This window comes from Eggerthella sp. 1_3_56FAA (genome assembly GCF_000185625.1).
Classification (GTDB): domain Bacteria; phylum Actinomycetota; class Coriobacteriia; order Coriobacteriales; family Eggerthellaceae; genus Eggerthella; species Eggerthella lenta.
On record NZ_GL622581.1, the window covers coordinates 307,212 to 325,012 of the forward strand.

At 63.1% G+C, this 17,801-nt stretch carries 18 protein-coding genes; 1 reads left to right on the plus strand and 17 read right to left on the minus strand.

What is annotated here, in order from left to right:
• Positions 1-89: 89 nt before the first annotated feature.
• The 14 genes from HMPREF1023_RS11560 to HMPREF1023_RS11625 all read right to left on the minus strand — a co-directional run bounded on the left by HMPREF1023_RS11560 (position 90) and on the right by HMPREF1023_RS11625 (position 14,551).
• On the minus strand, positions 90-866 hold the full coding sequence (locus tag HMPREF1023_RS11560; protein ID WP_009306505.1) for an amino acid ABC transporter ATP-binding protein: 777 nt from the start codon (positions 864-866) through the stop codon (positions 90-92).
• A 10-nt stretch (positions 867-876) separates the two neighbouring features.
• A complete protein-coding gene (locus tag HMPREF1023_RS11565; protein WP_009306506.1) occupies positions 877-1,530 on the minus strand; it encodes an amino acid ABC transporter permease in 654 nt (217 codons plus the stop codon).
• 186 nt (positions 1,531-1,716) lie between these two features.
• A complete protein-coding gene (locus HMPREF1023_RS11570; protein ID WP_035579033.1) occupies positions 1,717-2,547 on the minus strand; it encodes a transporter substrate-binding domain-containing protein in 831 nt (276 codons plus the stop codon).
• Positions 2,548-3,056: 509 nt separating this feature from the next.
• Entirely contained in the window at positions 3,057-3,725 is a 669-nt protein-coding gene (locus HMPREF1023_RS16010) for a tyrosine-protein phosphatase (RefSeq protein WP_369707145.1), read from the minus strand.
• A 106-nt stretch (positions 3,726-3,831) separates the two neighbouring features.
• Positions 3,832-4,101 carry a hypothetical protein gene (locus tag HMPREF1023_RS16015; protein WP_009306509.1) on the minus strand — a complete coding sequence of 90 codons (270 nt, stop codon included), beginning with the start codon at positions 4,099-4,101 and terminating at the stop codon, positions 3,832-3,834.
• A gap of 199 nt (positions 4,102-4,300) precedes the next feature.
• The gene (gene nrfD, locus HMPREF1023_RS11585) at positions 4,301-5,293 is read right to left on the minus strand and encodes an NrfD/PsrC family molybdoenzyme membrane anchor subunit (protein ID WP_009306510.1); all 993 of its coding nucleotides are present in this window, start codon (positions 5,291-5,293) and stop codon (positions 4,301-4,303) included.
• Position 5,294: 1 nt separating this feature from the next.
• Entirely contained in the window at positions 5,295-5,954 is a 660-nt protein-coding gene (locus HMPREF1023_RS11590) for a 4Fe-4S dicluster domain-containing protein (protein ID WP_009306511.1), read from the minus strand.
• Between the two features lie 38 nt (positions 5,955-5,992).
• A complete protein-coding gene (locus HMPREF1023_RS11595; RefSeq protein WP_009306512.1) occupies positions 5,993-7,024 on the minus strand; it encodes a molybdopterin-dependent oxidoreductase in 1,032 nt (343 codons plus the stop codon).
• A gap of 1 nt (position 7,025) precedes the next feature.
• Positions 7,026-8,645, minus strand: coding sequence for a molybdopterin-dependent oxidoreductase (locus HMPREF1023_RS11600; protein WP_009306513.1), 1,620 nt, complete (start codon positions 8,643-8,645; stop codon positions 7,026-7,028).
• A gap of 362 nt (positions 8,646-9,007) precedes the next feature.
• Positions 9,008-9,943, minus strand: a complete 936-nt coding sequence (locus HMPREF1023_RS11605) for a slipin family protein (RefSeq protein WP_009306514.1) — start codon at positions 9,941-9,943, stop codon at positions 9,008-9,010.
• 9 nt (positions 9,944-9,952) lie between these two features.
• Positions 9,953-10,339, minus strand: a complete 387-nt coding sequence (locus HMPREF1023_RS11610; protein ID WP_009306515.1) for a GntR family transcriptional regulator — start codon at positions 10,337-10,339, stop codon at positions 9,953-9,955.
• Positions 10,340-10,477: 138 nt separating this feature from the next.
• The gene (locus HMPREF1023_RS11615; protein WP_009306516.1) at positions 10,478-12,028 is read right to left on the minus strand and encodes a hydantoinase/oxoprolinase family protein; all 1,551 of its coding nucleotides are present in this window, start codon (positions 12,026-12,028) and stop codon (positions 10,478-10,480) included.
• Positions 12,029-12,032: 4 nt separating this feature from the next.
• The gene (locus HMPREF1023_RS11620) at positions 12,033-13,136 is read right to left on the minus strand and encodes a DUF917 domain-containing protein (RefSeq protein WP_009306517.1); all 1,104 of its coding nucleotides are present in this window, start codon (positions 13,134-13,136) and stop codon (positions 12,033-12,035) included.
• Positions 13,133-14,551: a cytosine permease gene (locus tag HMPREF1023_RS11625; protein ID WP_009306518.1), complete on the minus strand. Its 1,419-nt coding sequence runs from the start codon at positions 14,549-14,551 to the stop codon at positions 13,133-13,135. Before HMPREF1023_RS11625 ends, HMPREF1023_RS11620 begins: the two co-directional genes overlap by 4 nt.
• A gap of 338 nt (positions 14,552-14,889) precedes the next feature.
• Between HMPREF1023_RS11625 and HMPREF1023_RS11630 the strand changes: the two genes are divergently transcribed.
• Entirely contained in the window at positions 14,890-15,570 is a 681-nt protein-coding gene (locus HMPREF1023_RS11630; protein WP_009306519.1) for an alpha/beta fold hydrolase, read from the plus strand.
• Positions 15,571-15,660: 90 nt separating this feature from the next.
• On the opposite strand, the gene HMPREF1023_RS11635 is transcribed toward HMPREF1023_RS11630, so the two are convergent.
• The 3 genes from HMPREF1023_RS11635 to HMPREF1023_RS15285 all read right to left on the minus strand — a co-directional run bounded on the left by HMPREF1023_RS11635 (position 15,661) and on the right by HMPREF1023_RS15285 (position 17,665).
• Positions 15,661-16,038, minus strand: a complete 378-nt coding sequence (locus HMPREF1023_RS11635) for a UDP binding domain-containing protein (protein ID WP_198006018.1) — start codon at positions 16,036-16,038, stop codon at positions 15,661-15,663.
• Positions 16,039-16,261: 223 nt separating this feature from the next.
• Entirely contained in the window at positions 16,262-16,858 is a 597-nt protein-coding gene (locus tag HMPREF1023_RS15280; protein WP_009306521.1) for a GDSL-type esterase/lipase family protein, read from the minus strand.
• A gap of 129 nt (positions 16,859-16,987) precedes the next feature.
• A complete protein-coding gene (locus tag HMPREF1023_RS15285) occupies positions 16,988-17,665 on the minus strand; it encodes a DapH/DapD/GlmU-related protein (protein WP_015760073.1) in 678 nt (225 codons plus the stop codon).
• Positions 17,666-17,801 lie beyond the last annotated feature (136 nt).

The following is a 17,801-nucleotide window of genomic DNA, read 5'->3' on the forward strand; positions in this document are numbered from 1 at the left end:
CGCATCCCGAATCGAAGAAGCCGACGACCGGATACCGCGATCCCAGTTCGGAAGCAGGCTGGGCGATGTCATCCTGAGCGGAGCTACCCCTACTCCCCCTCGAACTTCGCTAGGAACGCCTGGGTGCGCTGGTGCTGGGGGTTGTTGATCAGCTGCTCGGCCGGGCCCTCCTCCACGATAACGCCGCCGTCCATGAACACGATATGGTCGGCCACGTCGCGCGCGAAGTTCATCTCGTGCGTCACGATGACCATCGTCATGTTCTCGGCCGCCAGATCGCGGATGACCTTCAGCACGTCCTTCGTCAGCTCGGGGTCGAGCGCGCTCGTGGGCTCGTCGAAGAACAGCACGTCGGGGTCGAGCGCGAGCGCGCGGGCGATGGCCACGCGCTGCTGCTGGCCGCCCGACAGCTCGCAGGGCACCATGTCTTCTTTGCCCGCGAGGCCCATCTTCGCCAGCAGGCCGCGCGCCGCCGCCAGCACCTCGTCCTTCGGGCGCTTCTGCACGTGGAGGGGCGCGTCGGTGATGTTCTTCAGCACCGAGTAGTGCGGGAACAGGTTGAAGTTCTGGAACACCAGGCCGAAGCGGGTCTTCGCTTCCTTGAGCACGGCCTTTGGCGCATAGGCCGCCGCGCCCGCGCCGTCGCTTTCGGCAACCACAAGGTCGCCGTAGGCCAAGCGCCCCGCGTCGAGCGTCTCCAGCAGCGTCATGCAGCGCAGCAGCGTCGACTTGCCGCCGCCCGACGGTCCGATGACGGCCACCACCTCGCCCGGCTGCACCTTGAGCGAGATGTCCTTGAGCACCGGCGTCCCGCCGAAGCTTTTCTGCGCATGCTCGAGCAGCACGACGGGTTGTTCGTTGGTCATGACGTCGCTCCTAATCATGGTAGTAGTTCAGCCGCTTCTCGACGCGGGTGAGGATGATTTCCACGATAAAGTTGAACACCCAGTAGATCACGCCCGCGATGACGTAGGGAAGCATGCTCACCTGCGAGGCGGCGATGGCCTTCGCCTGGCTGAACATCTCCATGATGCCCAGCACGAACGCGAGCGAGGTGTCCTTCACCAGCGTGATGATCTCGTTGCTCATGGCGGGCAGGATGCGCTTGACCACCTGGGGCAGCACGATCTTCATGAACGTCTGGAACCGCGAGTAGCCCAGCACCTCGGCCGCCTCGTACTGCCCGCGCGGGATAGACTGGATGCCGCCGCGGTAGATCTCGCCGAAGTAGGCCGCGTAGTTGATGATGAAGCCGATGGAGCACGCCCAGTACTTCCAATCGTTGCCCATCTGCAGGCCGAACAGGTAGTACGGGCCGAACATGAGCGCCATGAGCTGCAGCATGAGGGGCGTGCCGCGCATCACCGAGATGTAGAAGCGCGTAACGAGCGCGACCGGCTTGAACCGGCTCATGCGCCCGAACGCCACCAGCACGCCCAACGGCAGCGAGCCGATGAGCGTGGTGACGAATATCTGCAAAGTGAACGCCAAGCCCGAGAGCAGAAGCTCCATCATGGTAGCGAATTCCATGTTCGGCCTTTCTCAAACATAACAGGTTCAGTAACGTCAGCGAGGGCCGTTCCCGTGCCGAAGATTCGGGGGATCGCGGAGGCGAAGCGTACTGCGGTACGCGAGCTTCCGGGATCGCGCGAAGATTCGGTGCGCGAACGGCCCGCAGCGTCGAGCAGGTCCGCCGGCCGTCAGGCCGGCGGAACCTTACAGCACCCAGTTGTCGTAGGTGATGCCCTGGTCGGCGTACTTGTCGCACAGCTGCTTGACGGTGCCGTCCTCGTCAAGCGCCTTGAGGGCGTCGGTCACCTGCTTGGCCAGCTCGGTGTCGCCCTTCTTGAAGCCCACCGCGTAGTTCTCGGGAGCCAGCACACCCAGCTTCACGTACGTGTCGGGCTTGGCCGCCATCTGGTAGCTGGCGATGGACAGGTCGCATGCCACGGCGTCCACCATGCCGGACTCAAGCTGCATGAACGCGTTGTTGTAGTCGCCGATGGTCTGCAGCTCCTTGAACGTGTCGGCCAGCGCCTTCTGACCCTTCTCGTCCTCCAGCACGTGCAGCGCCGCCGAATCGACCTGCGTCAGCACCGTCTTGCCGGCCAGATCCTCAAGCTTCTTCGCGTCGCTGTCCTTCTTCACGACCACCACCTGCTCGTTGTACATGTACGGCTCAGAGAACGTGTAGTCGTTCTCGCGGTTCTCCATGGTGAAGCCGTTCCAGATGCAGTTGATGGTGCCGCTGCCGATGAGCGCGTCCTTCGCGTCCCAGTCGATAGGCTCGAGCTTCAGCTCCCAGCCCATCTTCTCGCACACGGCTTTGGCAAGCTCCAGGTCGAAGCCGGTGAACTGGCCGTCGTCGCCCACGTAGCCGTACGGCGGATACCCCTGGTCGAAACCCACCGCCAGCGTGAACGAGCCGTCCGTGGCCGCGCTGTCGGCGCTCTGCGCATCTCCGCGGCCGGAGCAACCGGCCAGCATCACCGCAGACAGCGCCAACGTGGCGACAGCCGCCGCGAGCGCTACGAGTTTCTTCTTCATCGCATCTCCCATCATCCTCAAGTCCGGCCGATGCGCTCCCTTCCCTGGTGGCGCCTTCGCTTCGGCCGCTTTTCTACTTTACTGTACTAAAGCGCGGGGACAGTATAGCACAGCCGCCGAAAAGCGGAACCCCCTGCGATCGGGAACCGGCGACGGACGGCGCAAGCGGAGCGAGCGCGAGCCGGCAGCTGCCCCGAAGAGCAAGCGCCACGACGGACATCACATCGAGGCGGCCCCGAGGTCAGGGCGCAATGGCGGCCCGGCTCGCCATTGCGCCCTGGCGCTTTCCGTATCGCCCCGCCTTTCCCCACGAAGCTGTTGGCAGAGATTGCGCGCTATGAACGATTTGCCGAGCATACAGAAAAAGGCGAGCTGGGAGTTTCTCGAACCATTCCCGAAAAGATGCCCTGAAATCGTGCATACCATGCGATCTGTGCCAGAGCGCTTTCCGGAATGCGCCTGCTTCATGCGGAACCGGTGCGAGCGCGGCGCCCCGCAACGGTCCGCGCTCAGCGAGCCAACAGCGCGCGGAGGCTCGCAACTTGAACGGGCGTCAGGCGCAGCGCGTCACGCACGTATGCCGGAAACCCGCCGACGCACCCCTCGACTTCGTCGAAGAACGCACGCAAGTACGTCGGCCGCGCCTCTAAAAACGACGCCAGCACCGCGCGCTCGTCGTCCGACATCCCCTGCGACAACTGAGCCGTCTCGTGGGCCGTCGTCTCGGCGTTCGCCTCGTTGGTGGCCAGGTACGCAGCCATTATGTCGTCTTCGGGGCATCCGGCTATGCGTTGCAGCACGGCGCACAGCACGCCCGTGCGATCTTTGCCGTGCTCGCAGTGCACGAGGGCAGGCAGGCGTTCCGCGGCCATCGTGCGCAGAACGGTTCCCATAAGGGGAAACTCGCGCGCATAACGCCGGTAATTGCAGATCATGCGCTCTTCCGGACGGCCGTACTCGCCGATGACGCCGGCCACCAGACGGCGAGACGCGTCCGAACGTCCACGATCGGTGGAAGGTTCGAATGCGAGCGTTTTAGCGCCGACGATACGCGGTTCGGGACTGGACGCCACCTCCCAACGGTTACGCAGGTCGTAGATAGAGCGAACGCCCAAACCGCCCACGACGAACGCCGCCTCGTGCTCGGTGATGCGCGAAAGCGAAGCCGACCGGAACAGGCGCGCGCCCTCAAGGGCCCCCCGTCGATGGCGCGCAAGCGGATGCCGCCGAACGACGCGACGCCCGGCGCGCCCGCGCCCGCAGGCGCGCCCGCCCTCGCGTCCGTCACGACTCTACCTCGAAAGCGTATTCCGCGACGATATCCGATACCGTGCCGTCGCCGTCGACCGCGCGCACCTTCAGCAGATAGCGGCCGGGCCGTTCCGGACGATACACGAAATGCCAGTTCACGCCTTTGTCGATGACCGCGCCTGCCGTCTGATAGGTCGTCCAGGTTGCACCGCCATCCAACGAGAACTGCATCGCGGACACATTGCGCTCGAAATCGTCCACGTACCCGTCGAACTCGAGAGGCTCCCCCACCCGATGCGCCACCGCCATCCCCTTTCACCGGCAAACTCCACCTCGTCCGCGCGAACGATGCGCGCCCGTCCACCCTACCACAAGCAAACACCCCGCGCAAAACCAAACAGGCCGCCCCCTTGCAGCAGCGGGCGACCTCGAAAACACGGGCCGGCAGCCAAGGGCTGCCGGCCCGCTTGCGAAAGACGGCGAGGGAGGGCCGTCCTCGCATCTATCCGATCAGGCTCATCACCGTTTCGGCAACCAGGTCGGCATGCATGCCGGCAGCGAGGATCAGGAAGCGAAGCGCGCACCCGCCTATCAGAGCGCCCACGGCGCCCGCCGCCATCAGCGCGCCGCCATGCTGCTTCATACCGGGCTTCTTCTTGCCGCGCTTGTGTAGCACAAGCCCCGCCACGGCCATGGCCAACGGCATCGCCAACCCGCATGCTGCCACCAGAGCCCAAAAGCAGGCTGCGAGATCACCCGTCAGCAGCAGCGTCGCAGAAGCCGCAGCCGTCGCGCCCACCGCCGTCTGGACGTCGCCTCCCAGCATGACCGCAAAGAACGCCGCCAACACCGCTATCTCGACCAGCACAAGCACCACGACGATCCGCTCCATGAGCACGCGCGCCTTGGGAGCAAGGGCATCCTTCTTCGACAGCGCGAGCGCCACCAGCTCCACCAACGCCACGCCCGTATCGAAGGCCGACACCGTGAACAGCGCCGGCAGCAACGGAGTGCTCCACAGAGGAACGCTGCCGGCCGCCATAAGCAGCATGCCCGTGTACACCGCCACGAACGCGCCCAGCACGATGCCGATCACCGCGAGCACCCGCCGCAGCGCGACGCCCCGCTTCTCGAACCACTTCCACTTCTTCGCCAGCCACACGCCCACCGGACGCGTCGCCAACAACGCCGACACCGCGAACACCGCCATCGCCGCGAACGCGCCCCAGGCGCCGTAGGTCATCCACGAGGTGAAGTGGCCGAAACTCTGCCACATCAACAGGCCTCGCAGCGGCGTGACGAGCTCGGAAAGCAGCAACAGCAGACCCACCGCAAGGCTGGCTAGCGCAGCCCACATCGACACGCACACGATCAGGCGATGACGCGTCCGGTCGATCAGGAACAGCACCGCCGCCATCACGAACGCGCCGGCGCCCATGCCGCCCAAGAACAGGTACAGGGCGGGTTGCCAACTCCATATCGTTTGCAGCTCCATACTACTTCTCCGTTCCCAGCACCAGGCAAGAGGGACCGTTCGCTTGCGCGACGGGAACCGCGGAATGGTTCGTAAGCTCCATCAGCTCATCCAAAGGCCCGAATTGCAAGGCGCCGAATTTGCACGCGCGCACGCAATAAGGATCCTCCCCTATTGCAACCCCCGACCCTTGGCAGCAATCGCATTTGTCCATGGAAACGGAGTTGTACTTCGGCACTTCGTACGGGCACGCCTGGAAACAGTACTTGCATCCTATGCATACGTCCGGGTTCACCTTCACAATCCCATGGGCGTCCTTCGAGATGGCACCGGCCGGGCATACCCTCATGCAGCTCGGCTCCTCGCAATGCATGCACGAAGTCGAGATGAAGAAGCTCCTCCCTCTTCGGCGCTTGAACGAAGATACCGTTCTCCTGTCAGGGGTATCGTCGGATAGATCGTTTTCCTTCCTGCACGCCTCGACGCATCGTCCGCATCCGGAGCATCGCGCGAGGGCGACGAGGAAGCCGTACGCAGCGCCGTCGCCGTCTTGCCGTTGGTCGGCCTCGCGGGCATGCGCCTCGCCGCCGGAAGCGGCAACGCCGCCGAGGACGAGCGCGCAGGTTCCCGCAGCCGACGCCTGCAACAGCGTGCGGCGCGTCACGCTCACATGTTCTCCCATTTCAAACACTCGCTTTCAAGATCGAAGTGACGACGAGCCTACGCTTCAACGTCGAACACCACGCTGGAGGCGAGGGGAGAGACCGTGCCGTCCTCCGTGACCGCGCGGACGTCGAGCTTGAAGGTGCCCGCCGTCTCGGCCACGTAGTCGAAGTGCCAGTACACCCAGTCCTCGGCGTTCGAGGAGGAGGTGTCGAACGAAGTCCACGTCTCCCCTCCGTCCATCGAGAACTCAACGGAGGCAACCTTGACGCCGCAATCGTCGGCGTAGCCCTCGAAGGAGACCATGTCTCCCACCTTGAAGTCGCCGTCGACCGTGCTGAGGATGTTCACTTTGGCGCGGTACTCGTCGTCCGGGCTCTGCACCTCGGGCACCTCGTCGGAAACGGACAACTCGATGTCGGTGACCGCGCGGGTGAAGTACTTGGCCACGGTGTCGGGCATCCACACCTGCAGGCGCTCGCCCTCGGACAGCTTCTGCTCGTCGATCTGGTACACCAGCAGCGCTTCCTTCTCCAGCACGTACGACAGGGGCATGGGCAGGCCGTAGCCGTCCTTGTCCTTGAACGTGATGGTGTTCACCTCGGGGGCGATGTCGGTCATGGACAGCATGTCGGACACCTTGACGCCCTTGACGCTGGCCATGGCGAGGGCGGGGCTCATGCCGCACGTGCAGCGCATCTTCTGGATCTTGGAGTCCATGCGCTCGATCTCGTCGAGACCCACCGTGTACACCTTCTCGACGTTGCCGCCGATGTTGAGGTAATAGCTTTCATGGGTGACCGCATCGAAGGCGTAGCCCGGCTTTGCGCACAGGGCCGTGGTCGCCGTGCCGAACAGGTTGAACACCTCGTCGGCCGGAGTAACCACGTCCTGGCAGAAGGTGAAGTCGCCCGAGACGTTCGCAACCTTGTCGTAGTCCACCGCGTTGCGCTGCATCGTCTCGACGGGAAGCAGGCTGCTTTGGGCCATCGCCATGTCGAGCCCTCCCAGAGCGCCCGCGCCTCCCAGCAGAAGGGTCGCGCCCACCACGGTACAACCCAGCATCTTTGCCCCAGTAGCGTATCTCATTCTATCCCTCCACATTGCTCTTGGCGGTCACCATCACCTTTTGGATGTTGGTTCCCACGAGGCCGGTATCGGTGGTGCCCCGCACCATTAGCACGTAGCTGCCGTCGCTTTCAGGAGTCCACGTGTAGTGCCAGTACACCCACTTGCTAGGATCGGTCTGGCCCAGGTCGTACGGCGTCCAGGTCTTGCCGTTGTCCATGGAGAACTCCAGCTTGACCACCGCCTCGTCGTAGGCGTCCGCATATCCCTCGAAGGTGAAGGGCTTGCCGGTCTCGATGATCATGCCCTCGGGGACCTTGAGCACCGTCGCATTCGGCTTGTTGATGTAGGGGCCCTCGCCGTACGAATTGAAACCGTTCATCATCCAGTCTTCCCACGGCTTTTCCTCGTCGGTCAGCTTGTAGCCCACGCACTGCTTGACGTACGACTGGGCGTCGCACTTCTCGACCCAGTTGATGCAGGGGCTGCCCTGGCTGGGATCGAGCGGCTTGCCGCCGATCTCGTAAACGAGGTACACGTCTTCGAACGAAGCCTCGGGGACGCCGCGGTTGCTGTGCGTCTGGGCGCCGTTGGTGCGGAACTCCTGACGATCGAACAGCACGCCGGTGATGTCCTTGCTCGCGCCGCCCGCCTTCTCGATAAGCCAGGTCAGCGGGATGCCCGTGATCTCGACGTTCGAGATGCCGCCGCCACCGGGCATGTTGTCGACGCAGTGGATCTTCGAAAGCTTCGTCACGGTGACCCCGGCCGCCTCGGCTTCGGAGATCAGGTCGGCCAGCTTCGCCGTGAACGGCTTGTTCACCAGGCCGTCCATGGTGATCTCGAAATTGTCGACGAAGTCCTTCGGAAGCTCCGTATCCAGCACGTTCTTGCCCATGATGTGGATCAGGCTGTCGTAGCGGGAATGAATCCAGTCGTAGGTGAACATGTCCTCGGGGGCCACGACGGTGTCCTGATCGAACACGAACTCGCCCTGGACGTCGGGAACCTTGACGATGCCGTCAAGATGGTCGTACTTGACCACGTCCCAAAGCTCGGCGCCCTGCTCGTTCTCCGTCATGTTGTGGCAGCTGATGCATTTGCCGCCACGCTCCTCGAAGTTCTCGCCGTTGCGTTCGCCGTAGTGGACGCCGTGCATGACGGTGCCCATCTCGTAGCCGTCGTCTGCGCTGTGGCAGAGCATGCACTGATCGACCGTGATCTTGCTGCCGAGGGCGTCGTTCCAGACGGTCGGATGGCTGTACTCCATGTTGGCCAGGGCGTCGCCGAGATCTTCATGGCAAGCCCCGCAACCGCGGTTGTCTGCATCAAGATAGTAGTTGTTGTATGACGTGCCGCCTTCGTACGGACGGTTCCAGTGGTAGCACTGGTACTCGGTCGGCGTGCGCTGAACCTTCGTGCCGTCTTCCAAGGTGCGGATTTCGGGAGCGTACTCCTTGTTCAGCTCGTCCTGACGCTCGTTCACCCCGTCAAGATACGCTTCGGCCTCCTCGATGCTGTTCTGATATTGAACCTCGGTCGAAGAGCTCTCCCCTTCCGCGGCTCCTTGCTGCGCGCAACTGGCGGCGAACAGCGATCCCGCCATCAGCATCGCGGTCACCACCATCAGCTTCTTTCTCATTCCCCTTCCTTTCTTTCGCTCGTTTCGTGCGGATCAACGCGGAAATCCCCGCGCGCCGCTTTCACCGTAAAGGCTTGCTCGCCTTCTGCCTTCAAAACGGTAATGAACGGAATATCGCCCCCTCCCTTGACGGGAACGCTGCACGATACGACCCTCCCCCGTCGCCCGTATCGTATCATAAATCATACAAATTTGTGATACTTGTCTTACATGTTTATGATTCTTTTTCGAGTATAGATACCCGGCACCGTTGCCGGGCACAGATGGAACCGTGTTCAACCGGCATGCGTCGAGCTCGCACACGCGAAAGGGGCTCCGCGACGGCGGAGCCCCTTCTGGCAAACGGATGCGCAGACGGCGCGCTAGCCTTTCTTCGCGATGTTCTCCAGCCCCTCGAACGCCTCGGACAGAGCGCTGGGGATGACCACGAGACCGCCCTTCTCGCGCACGCTGTCGGAGACGAAGCTCATCGCACGCAGCTGCAGCGCCGCATCCTCGCGACCGTAGGTCCGCGCGGCGTCCACGAACATCTCCGATATCTCCTTCTCCACCTCGGCCAGTATCACGCGCGCGTTGTACTCGCGCTCGGCGCGCGCCTCGGCCGACAGCGATTCCTGCAGCTCGTCGGGGATCTCGATGTCGCGGATCTCCACCGACACCACGGTGATGCCCCACTCGTTCGTCTTGCGCTCCAAGATGTCGGCCACTTCGCGGTCGATCTGCTCGCGGCGCGTGCTCAGCTGGGCGATGTTCACCGCGCCCATCACGTCGCGCAGCGTAGTCTGCGCCGCCCAGTACACCAGGCGGACGTAGTTCTTCACCTCCGAGCACGCCTTCCCGGCATCCCACACCGTCCAGAACAGCACGGCGTCCACGTTCACGGGAACCAGGTCGGCCGTCAGCACGTGCTCGGCCTTGAACGCCGTCGAGCGCATGCGCATGTCCACCGTAGCCGCCGAGTATTCCACCAGCGGGATCATGAAGATGAGGCCGGGGCCGGCCACGCGGTTGAACTTGCCGAAGCGCAGGACCACCGAACGCTCCCACTCCAGCACCACGTGCATGCAGCTGAACAGCACGGCGCTGGCCAACGCGCCCACGACGACAGGCGCAAGCGACCATGTAAGCCATGCCATGCCTGCGAACAGGAAGAACACGATCAGCGTCAGCACCCACCGAAGCGCTGTCGCACCCGTGCGGCTGGTCGTCGTCTCGTCGAACTGCGCTTCGGTCGCAATCACGACGTCGTCGGCGCTCACGTCGTCCAACTCGTCGAAGTACGGCTTCTTTTCGCCCATGGCTCTCCCCTATCGATCCTCGAGCTTCGCGAACGCTTCCTCGATTCGCGTCATCGCGTCCGCGCGGGAAACCCCCGTCTCCCGTACCACGCGAACCAATTCCTCGATCACCACGTCTACAGGCGAATCGGGCAGGCTGAGCGCTTCCCGATCGATTTCCGCGATGGTCGAGCGTTTTCCACGTCCCGACAAGATCAGCCCGTCGGTCTCCAGATCCTGATACACCTTATGGATGGTGTTGTAGTTTACCCCCAGCTGAATGGCCAGCTCGCGCACCGTAGGCAGCGTATCCCCCGGCCTCAAGTGCCCTGACCTGATGAGGAAGATCATGTGGTTGCGGATTTGGATCCACACGGGAACGCCCGATGTATCGTTCACCCGCAACGTCTCGAACACGCGCCCCAACCTTCCTGCCAAAGTATCATCTAGTCGTATGATAACACAAGCGAACGCCAACGGATCGACTGGGAAAAGAAGCGCGGCCGTCGCGTTGACGGCCGCGCTCGGCAAGGCGCGATTCTTGCAACCCGGAAGCTACGCCAGGTCGCCCGCGGCTTTCACCTTCACGCGGTTCGTGTGGCCCGGGTAGTACGCCAGCGGCACGTCTTCGGCGTCGATAATCTCCACGGTGTCGCGCACGGCGCCGGCCTCCACGGCCGCCTCGACCGCTGCTGCGCGCGCCGCGGCCAGCGCCTCGTCGCGCGGCGTGACGTCGTAGTCCACCAGCGCCTCGTACACGCCGCTGACTTTCGAGATGGCCGAGCCGATGGCGTTCGCGCAGCCCGCGTGCTCGGGCGCGTCCACCTCGGCCGTACCGGCCAGCTCGTGCGGCAGCACGATGGCGCCGCCGCCCACCAGCACCACGTCGATAGGATCGCTGGACACCTTCATCACGTCGATGGCGTCCTCCACCATCGCGCGCATGACGGCCATCGCGCGCTCGGCCACGTCCTGCGGGATATCGGCCACGAGCGAGGCATCCCCCACCGAAGCCATTCCCAGGCGTACGGCGATGTCGGTGGCCGTCATCGTATCGCCGCCGAACACCAGCGCGCGCTCGGTGATGGCGTAGCCCACCGAATCCGGCCCCACGGTGACGCTGCCGTCATCGGCCACGCGCACGATGGAACCGCCGCCCAGGCCGATGGACACCACGTCGGGCATGCGGAAGTTCGTGCGCACGCCGCCGATGGTCACCGCCACGCCGCTCTCGCGCGGGAAGCCGTGCGACAGAACGCCCAGGTCAGTAGTGGTTCCGCCCACGTCGATGACGATGGCGTCGTCGCGGCGCGACAGGTAGCTGGCGCCGCGGATGGAGTTCGTCGGCCCGCACGCGATGGTGAGGATGGGATAGCGGCGCGCATGCTCCATGGTCATGAGCGTGCCGTCGTTCTGCGACAGGTACACTTCGGCGTTCGTCACGCCCTTGTCGGCCAGACTGGCCGCGAAGCCCTCGGTGAACTTGCGCGCCACGTCGTACAGCGCCGCGTTCAAGATGGTGGCGTTCTCGCGCTCGATCAGGCCCATCGAGCCGATCTCGCTGGAGATGGACACGTGCACGTCCTCGCCCAGCACCTCGCGCGCGATGGTCGCGGCGCGCAGCTCGTCGTCGTTGCGCACCGTGGAGAACACGCTGGACACGGCCACGGCCTCCACGCGGCCTTTCACGCCCTCGAAGAACGCGCGGCACGCGGCCTCGTCGAACTCTGCCAGGCGCTTGCCGTCGTACTCGAAACCGCCCTCGATGATGAGCGAGTCCACGCACACCGCAGCGATATCGTCGGCCCAGTCCACCATCGGCGGGATGCCCACGGTAGCCGGCGCGCCGATGCGCAGGATGGCGATGGGCGCAAGGCCCTTGCGCTCCACGATGGCGTTCGTGCACTGGGTGGTGCCCAGCATGGCCTGCGCGATCTGCGCGCGGTCCACGCCGCTGTCGGCCAGCACGGCGTCCACCGCGCCCATGATGCCCGTGTAGATATCGTCCGACGTGGGGTTCTTCACCGCCGCCACCACGTTCAGGTCCTCGTCGATCAAAACGGCGTCCGTGTTGGTGCCGCCCACGTCGATGCCCAATTTGTACATGGCCTTACGCCTCCTTCCGCGCGCTGCGCTCTTCGACGGGGATATAGTCGGTATCGATGCCGAAGTAGCGCGGCCCCACGAGGTCGAGACCCGCCTGCGTGCGCCACAGGTGGAAGCACTCCAGGCCCACGGCCAGCACGCGCTTGCCGTACTTCAGCGCGTCGGTGGGAACGGGCGTGAACGTGTCGGGGTCCACGAGGCAGATGAGGTCGGGCACGGTGGCCTTGATCTGGCCGTCCACCACGCAGCTGAGGTTCTCGTTCTGGAAATCGACGAACGCCTGGCTGCCGCGGTCCTCGCCGATGCCCTCCAGCACCACGCGGCCGAAGTTGAACGCCCCGCGCGTCTCGCGCAGCACGTCGGAGATCTTGCCCTTGAACAGCTTGTGGCCGCCCGTGAACTTCAAGAAGAACTCCTCGGGCGTGAGGCCGGCCGCAGCCGCCTCGTCCTTCGCCGTGCGGATGGCGCGGCCCAGTTCCTCGGAGCGCGTCACGATGCCGTGCACGCCGTACTGCTTGCAGGTGTCTACGTCCATGCAGAACAGCGCGACCGTCAGCGTGCCGCCCATGGTCATGGTGGCGGCGCGGGCGATGTCCTCGGTCCACTTGTTCGTGATGGTATCGAGGATGCCGGAGTTGCCCTTCTCGTCGATGAACGCCATGGGCGTGGCCGACGCGCCGCCGATGGTGAACGTGACCATCTGCAGCTCGGGGAACGCGCGGCCCATGCCGTCCACGTCCACCATGGGAATGCCGAGGCGCGCGGCCGCGGCGATGGGCAGCATGGAGTTCACGCCGCCGGCCTCGATGGGCATGGTGGCGTAGATGGGCTTGCCGTAGTAGCGCGACACCATGTCGAACAGCTTGGCGAACTCGTTGGCGCCCACGCCCTTCTCGGCGAGGATGGTGGGTGCGCCCATGGATGCGGCGGGCATGATGAACGCGCCGTCGGGCACCTCGTCGATGCCGATCAGCTCCACTTCGCCGCATTCTTTCACGGCGCCGATGGCCGTGAGCTTTCCGATGTAAGGGTCGCCGCCCCCACCAGCGCCGAGAAGCGTCGCGCCCAGCGCGATGTCCTCGATTTCCTGGATGCCGATCTTTCTCATGCTTGTCCTTCCTGTGCGCGTTCCGAAGCGTCGAGTGTGACCTGGTTCATGATAGCCGATTCCGCGGGTCGCTTGAACGCGATGGGCCCCGCGAAGCGCTCGCCGCCCGTCAGGCGGTAGGCTGCCGCGTAGGCGGCCATCGCCACGACGATGCCGTTCACCGGGCCGACGAAGAACGGCAGGTCGAGCGCTTCCAGCCCCGACACCAGCGCGAACGTGCCGCCCGTGACGAGCGCCACCGCGATGCCGCACGCAAGCCCCGCCACGCCCGCCGCCGACACGCCCGCGGGCACGCGCACGTTCGCCGGGCGGCCCTTGCGCACCAGCCAGTAGTCCGCCACCATCACGCCGGCCAGCGCGGGGCCGCAAGCCGACAGCACGGTGAGGAACGCCTCGAACTGCCCGAGGATGCCGCCCACCGCCAGCACGATGCCCGCGATGCCGGAGACGGCCGTGGTCAGCTTGCTGCCGCCCTCGCCCTTCCCCAACATGACCGCGAAGCCGAGCCCGGCGGAGTACACGTTGCTCGCGTTCACCGTCCACGCCGACAGCACGAGCGCGATGAGGCCTACCGCGGGCAGTCCGATGGAGTTCATGATGACGGCGATGTCGCCCTGGCCGGTGACGATGGCCAGCGCCGCGCCGGCCAGCAGCGCCACGAGCGCTGCGGGGATGACGCCGACGATGCACGAGAGCACGGCGTCCTTGCGCGTGCGCGCGAACCGGGCGAAGTCGCCGGCTGTGGCGCCCGCGAACGCGAACAGCCCCACCGCCATGTTGACGCCCGCGATGAGGCCGATGGCGTCGGCGGGCAGCGGCACGTACCCCAGCAGCGCGTCGAGGCTGCCGGTTCGCGCCACCGACGCGCCCACACCGTACAGGCAGATGGCCACCAGCAGCGGCGCGGCGACGGAGCTCACCCATTTCAGCCCGTCGAAACCCACGAGCGCCGTCGCCAGCATGAGGGCGCCGAGCGCCATCGAGCACGCCCACACGGGCACGGCCAGGCCGAACACGTCGGCCAGCATAAGCGCCAGCGAGGCGCCGCACACGGCCGTCTGCACGCCGAACCAGCCGATGGTGACGACGCCCACGATGAGCGACACGAGGTAGCGCGCGCCGGTGCGGCCGAGCGCGGGAGCTGCGAGCGAGGCCGTGGGAAGCCCCAAGTCGGAGGCCTGCATGGACACGAAGCACATATACGCAACGATGAAGCCGAACCCCACGAGCGTGGCCAGCGCCGCGCCGCTGAGCGCGAGCCCCAGCCCCAGCGCCGCGCCCACCATGAGCGTCGGCGCGCTGAACATGCCGCCCGCGCGGATGAATGCGATGCTGGTCCAGCTTTTGCGCTCGGATTCGTCGATGCGCAAGCCGTCGGCTTCCGCCACGGCGGTGGTTTCGCGTGCCGTGGGCACCGGTGCCTCCTCGTTCGTCATTTTTCAGGTGGTATCGGCTCGAAAGTGTAGCACAGCCGCGCGCCAAGCTGGGACAATCACGATTTGGACACAAAACGGCACCCATGACAATCTTGGAGCGCTTCCGATGCATCGCAGCATGTAGCCAGATCGCATAAGCCCAGGTGGCGAAGATCGAGCATGGCCCCTCCCGCCCGACTAAGCTGCTGAAATTGTCATGGGTGCCGTTTTGCGTCCACCGCAATCCGATTCCGACCCGTCGCCGCAGCGTGGCAGGAGATTTCCGCAACTGCAAGGGAGTAGAATGGGAGCCGCCCGGCGAAAGAAAAGGAGTCCGCGTGGACGTCGACCTGCACTACCGTGAGCAAGGAACCGGCGAGCCGCTCATCCTGCTGCACGGCAACGGCGAGGACGGCTCGTATTTCGAGCATCAGATGGACGCGTTCGCGTCGCGTTTCCGGGTGATCGCGCTCGACACGCGCGGGCACGGTCGCTCGCCGCGCGGGGAGGCGCCCTTCACCATCCGCCAGTTCGCCGACGACCTGCTGGCGTTCATGGACGGGCAAGGCATCGAGCGCGCGCATCTGCTGGGATTCTCGGACGGAGGGAACATCGCGCTGGTGTTCGCGCTCGCGCACCCCGAGCGCGTGGGAAAGCTCGTGCTGAATGGGGCGAACCTGGACGGCAGCGGAGTGAAGCCGTCGGTGCAGCTGCCCATCGTGGCGGGCTACGGGGCGGCGTCGCTCTTCGCGCGCTGGAGCGTCCGCGCGCACCGCAAAGCCGAAATGCTGAGCCTCATGGTGAACGACCCGAACATCGCCCCGGAGGAGCTAGCCGAGCTGAGGGTGCCGACGCTGGTGGTGGCCGGAGCGAGGGACATGATCAAGAAGGAGCACACCAGGTTGATCGCGAGCAGCATTCCAGGCGCGAGGCTGGCCTTCGTGGAGGGGGATCATTTCGTGGCTGCGGGGAACCCCGAGGAGTTCAACAAGGTCGTGAGGAGGTTTTTGGAAAGCTGATAGACCTAGTCATGATGATCATGCAATACGCATGTAAATTGCATAATGCAAGCGAAAAATCAGGTAGTCGCGAGAGTCGGAAGACCGGATCTAATCCCGTCTGAACAAGTCGCGCGTGTACATCTTGCCGGCAATGTCGGACAGCTCGTCGCTCCAACGGTTGGCCACGACGAGATCGCAGCGCTCCTTGAACGAAGTCAGGTCGCGAACGACCTCGCTGCCGAAGAAGTCGGGGGCGTCGAGCGTCGGCTCGTACACGACCACGCACACGCCCTTCGCTTTCACGCGCTTCATGATCCCCTGCACGGAAGAGGCGCGGAAGTTGTCCGAGCCGGTCTTCGTGGTGAGACGGTAGACCCCCACGACCGGGCTCTTGACGCCCGCCACTCTCGCCAGCACCTCGTCGGCCACGAAGTCCTTGCGCGTGCGGTTCGCGTCCACGACGGCCCCCATTATGTTCTGGGACACGTCCGCGTAGTTCGCCAGCAGCTGCTATAAAAGACGTAAATTCGATTCTTTAAAACCTTGCTCGCTTCTTCTAGATGCTCTTATACCGGACTAGTTCATGTTGCAAAGAAGCAGATACTCATGATTAAGAGAATACCTCAAGTTGCGAGAGATGACCTTACCAGAAACATGCTTCTGTTTTCATTATTGGAGCGAGGCATCTTCACATCTACTGCATCTAACCTCATTCTATCGCAGGGCAATCGAGCAACGCATTCAACCATGTTTCATATCCGGCACCTACAAGGTGAACCCCATCGGCTGAATAAAGATCGGCGTTGCGCTCTCCATCAACAAGAAACAAAGGATGGAGATTCAAGTATTCAACGGAGACGTATTCGGAAGCAATCTCTTCATAGCTCTCGTTAAGCCGGAGGATCGCGACTTCGTCGACGTCTTCCGCTGGCAATACGCTCTGTATCACTATCGTCGTGTCAGGCAGGCTAACCAAAAGCGATTCGACGATCTTTTTGACATTGGCAACCGTCGTGGCTTCAGGAACGCCCGTTGCCAAGTCGTTTACGCCGATCATAAGGAATACAATATCTGGGCGGCAATCCGATACGGAATCCAGACGATTGAGCACCCCTTCGGAAACATCGCTTCCAATTCCCCTATTGATAACCGTGCAACCAGGAAAGAACTCACTCCAGAGCCCGAGTTGCGTCAAGCTATCGCCGACAAAGCAGATATCGGCTTTGTCGATTCGAACGACTTGATCAAACTGAGAAGTGAAATCGTAGTAATAGTGATTGGCGCGATAATCATACCCCCCCCCCAACCTTAGGAGCGACCTTGATCGCCCCGAAAATCAAAATCCCCACGATGAGAACGATGTTCAAGACAAGCGAAAGACAATGAGCAATCCGCTCTCTAGGCTTTTCAGCACAACGTCTTCCGCTTCTGCAACTCATCGATCTGCCTCTTTCTCGAGAGTGTTGTCAAGACGCTTGATAACCTTCGCGGGAACTCCGCCTAAAACGCAGTGCCCTTCGGGAAAACCTTTCGTCACAACAGCGTTTGCGCCAACAACCGTATGGGGTCCCAATACGACACCGGGAGTGATAACGACGTTCGCTCCCAACCAACAATGATCTCCAAGATCAATGTTTTGCGGCTCGGCGTGAACGTCGGGATCCGCTAAATCGTGATTCGCGGTGATGAGAGAACATCCTCTCGCTATCCAAACCCCTCTTCCGACTCTGATTCGGGCGTTACCGAAAGTCTGAAAAAGCGCGGTTCCGTTAAAATTGTTCAAATCATCAATGTGAAAGTCAACATTTCTACCGCAATCGCATGATCGGCCGATAGGCCACGGAATCCCACGGCCGTGGCCAGTGAGCAATTTCCTAATCATTCCGTTGAAGGCCCAACGCCATCCTGGTGACCAAAAATGCTCGAATTGCTTTCCGGAAAGAAATTTTCGATCATAAGCGAGTATCCCAAATACTTTGACAAACCCGAATACGAAAAAGGCATCAATTCCGTTAAGGATAAACAGATGAATTGGCTTCTTGCGATTAACAATCTTTTCCTTTAGGCTTGACGACTGGTGATCTTCCTCCAGTCCACCCTTTTTTACTTCCACTACCTCAAGCCTTTCTCACAACGACGCAAACCAAATCCTCGATACATCTTCCATACCTTCAGCATTGCATCGTCTTCGTCATACGAAATGGTCAAGTTAGCTTCTTTTGGCTTTGATTGCATCTGCGCTTCATTGT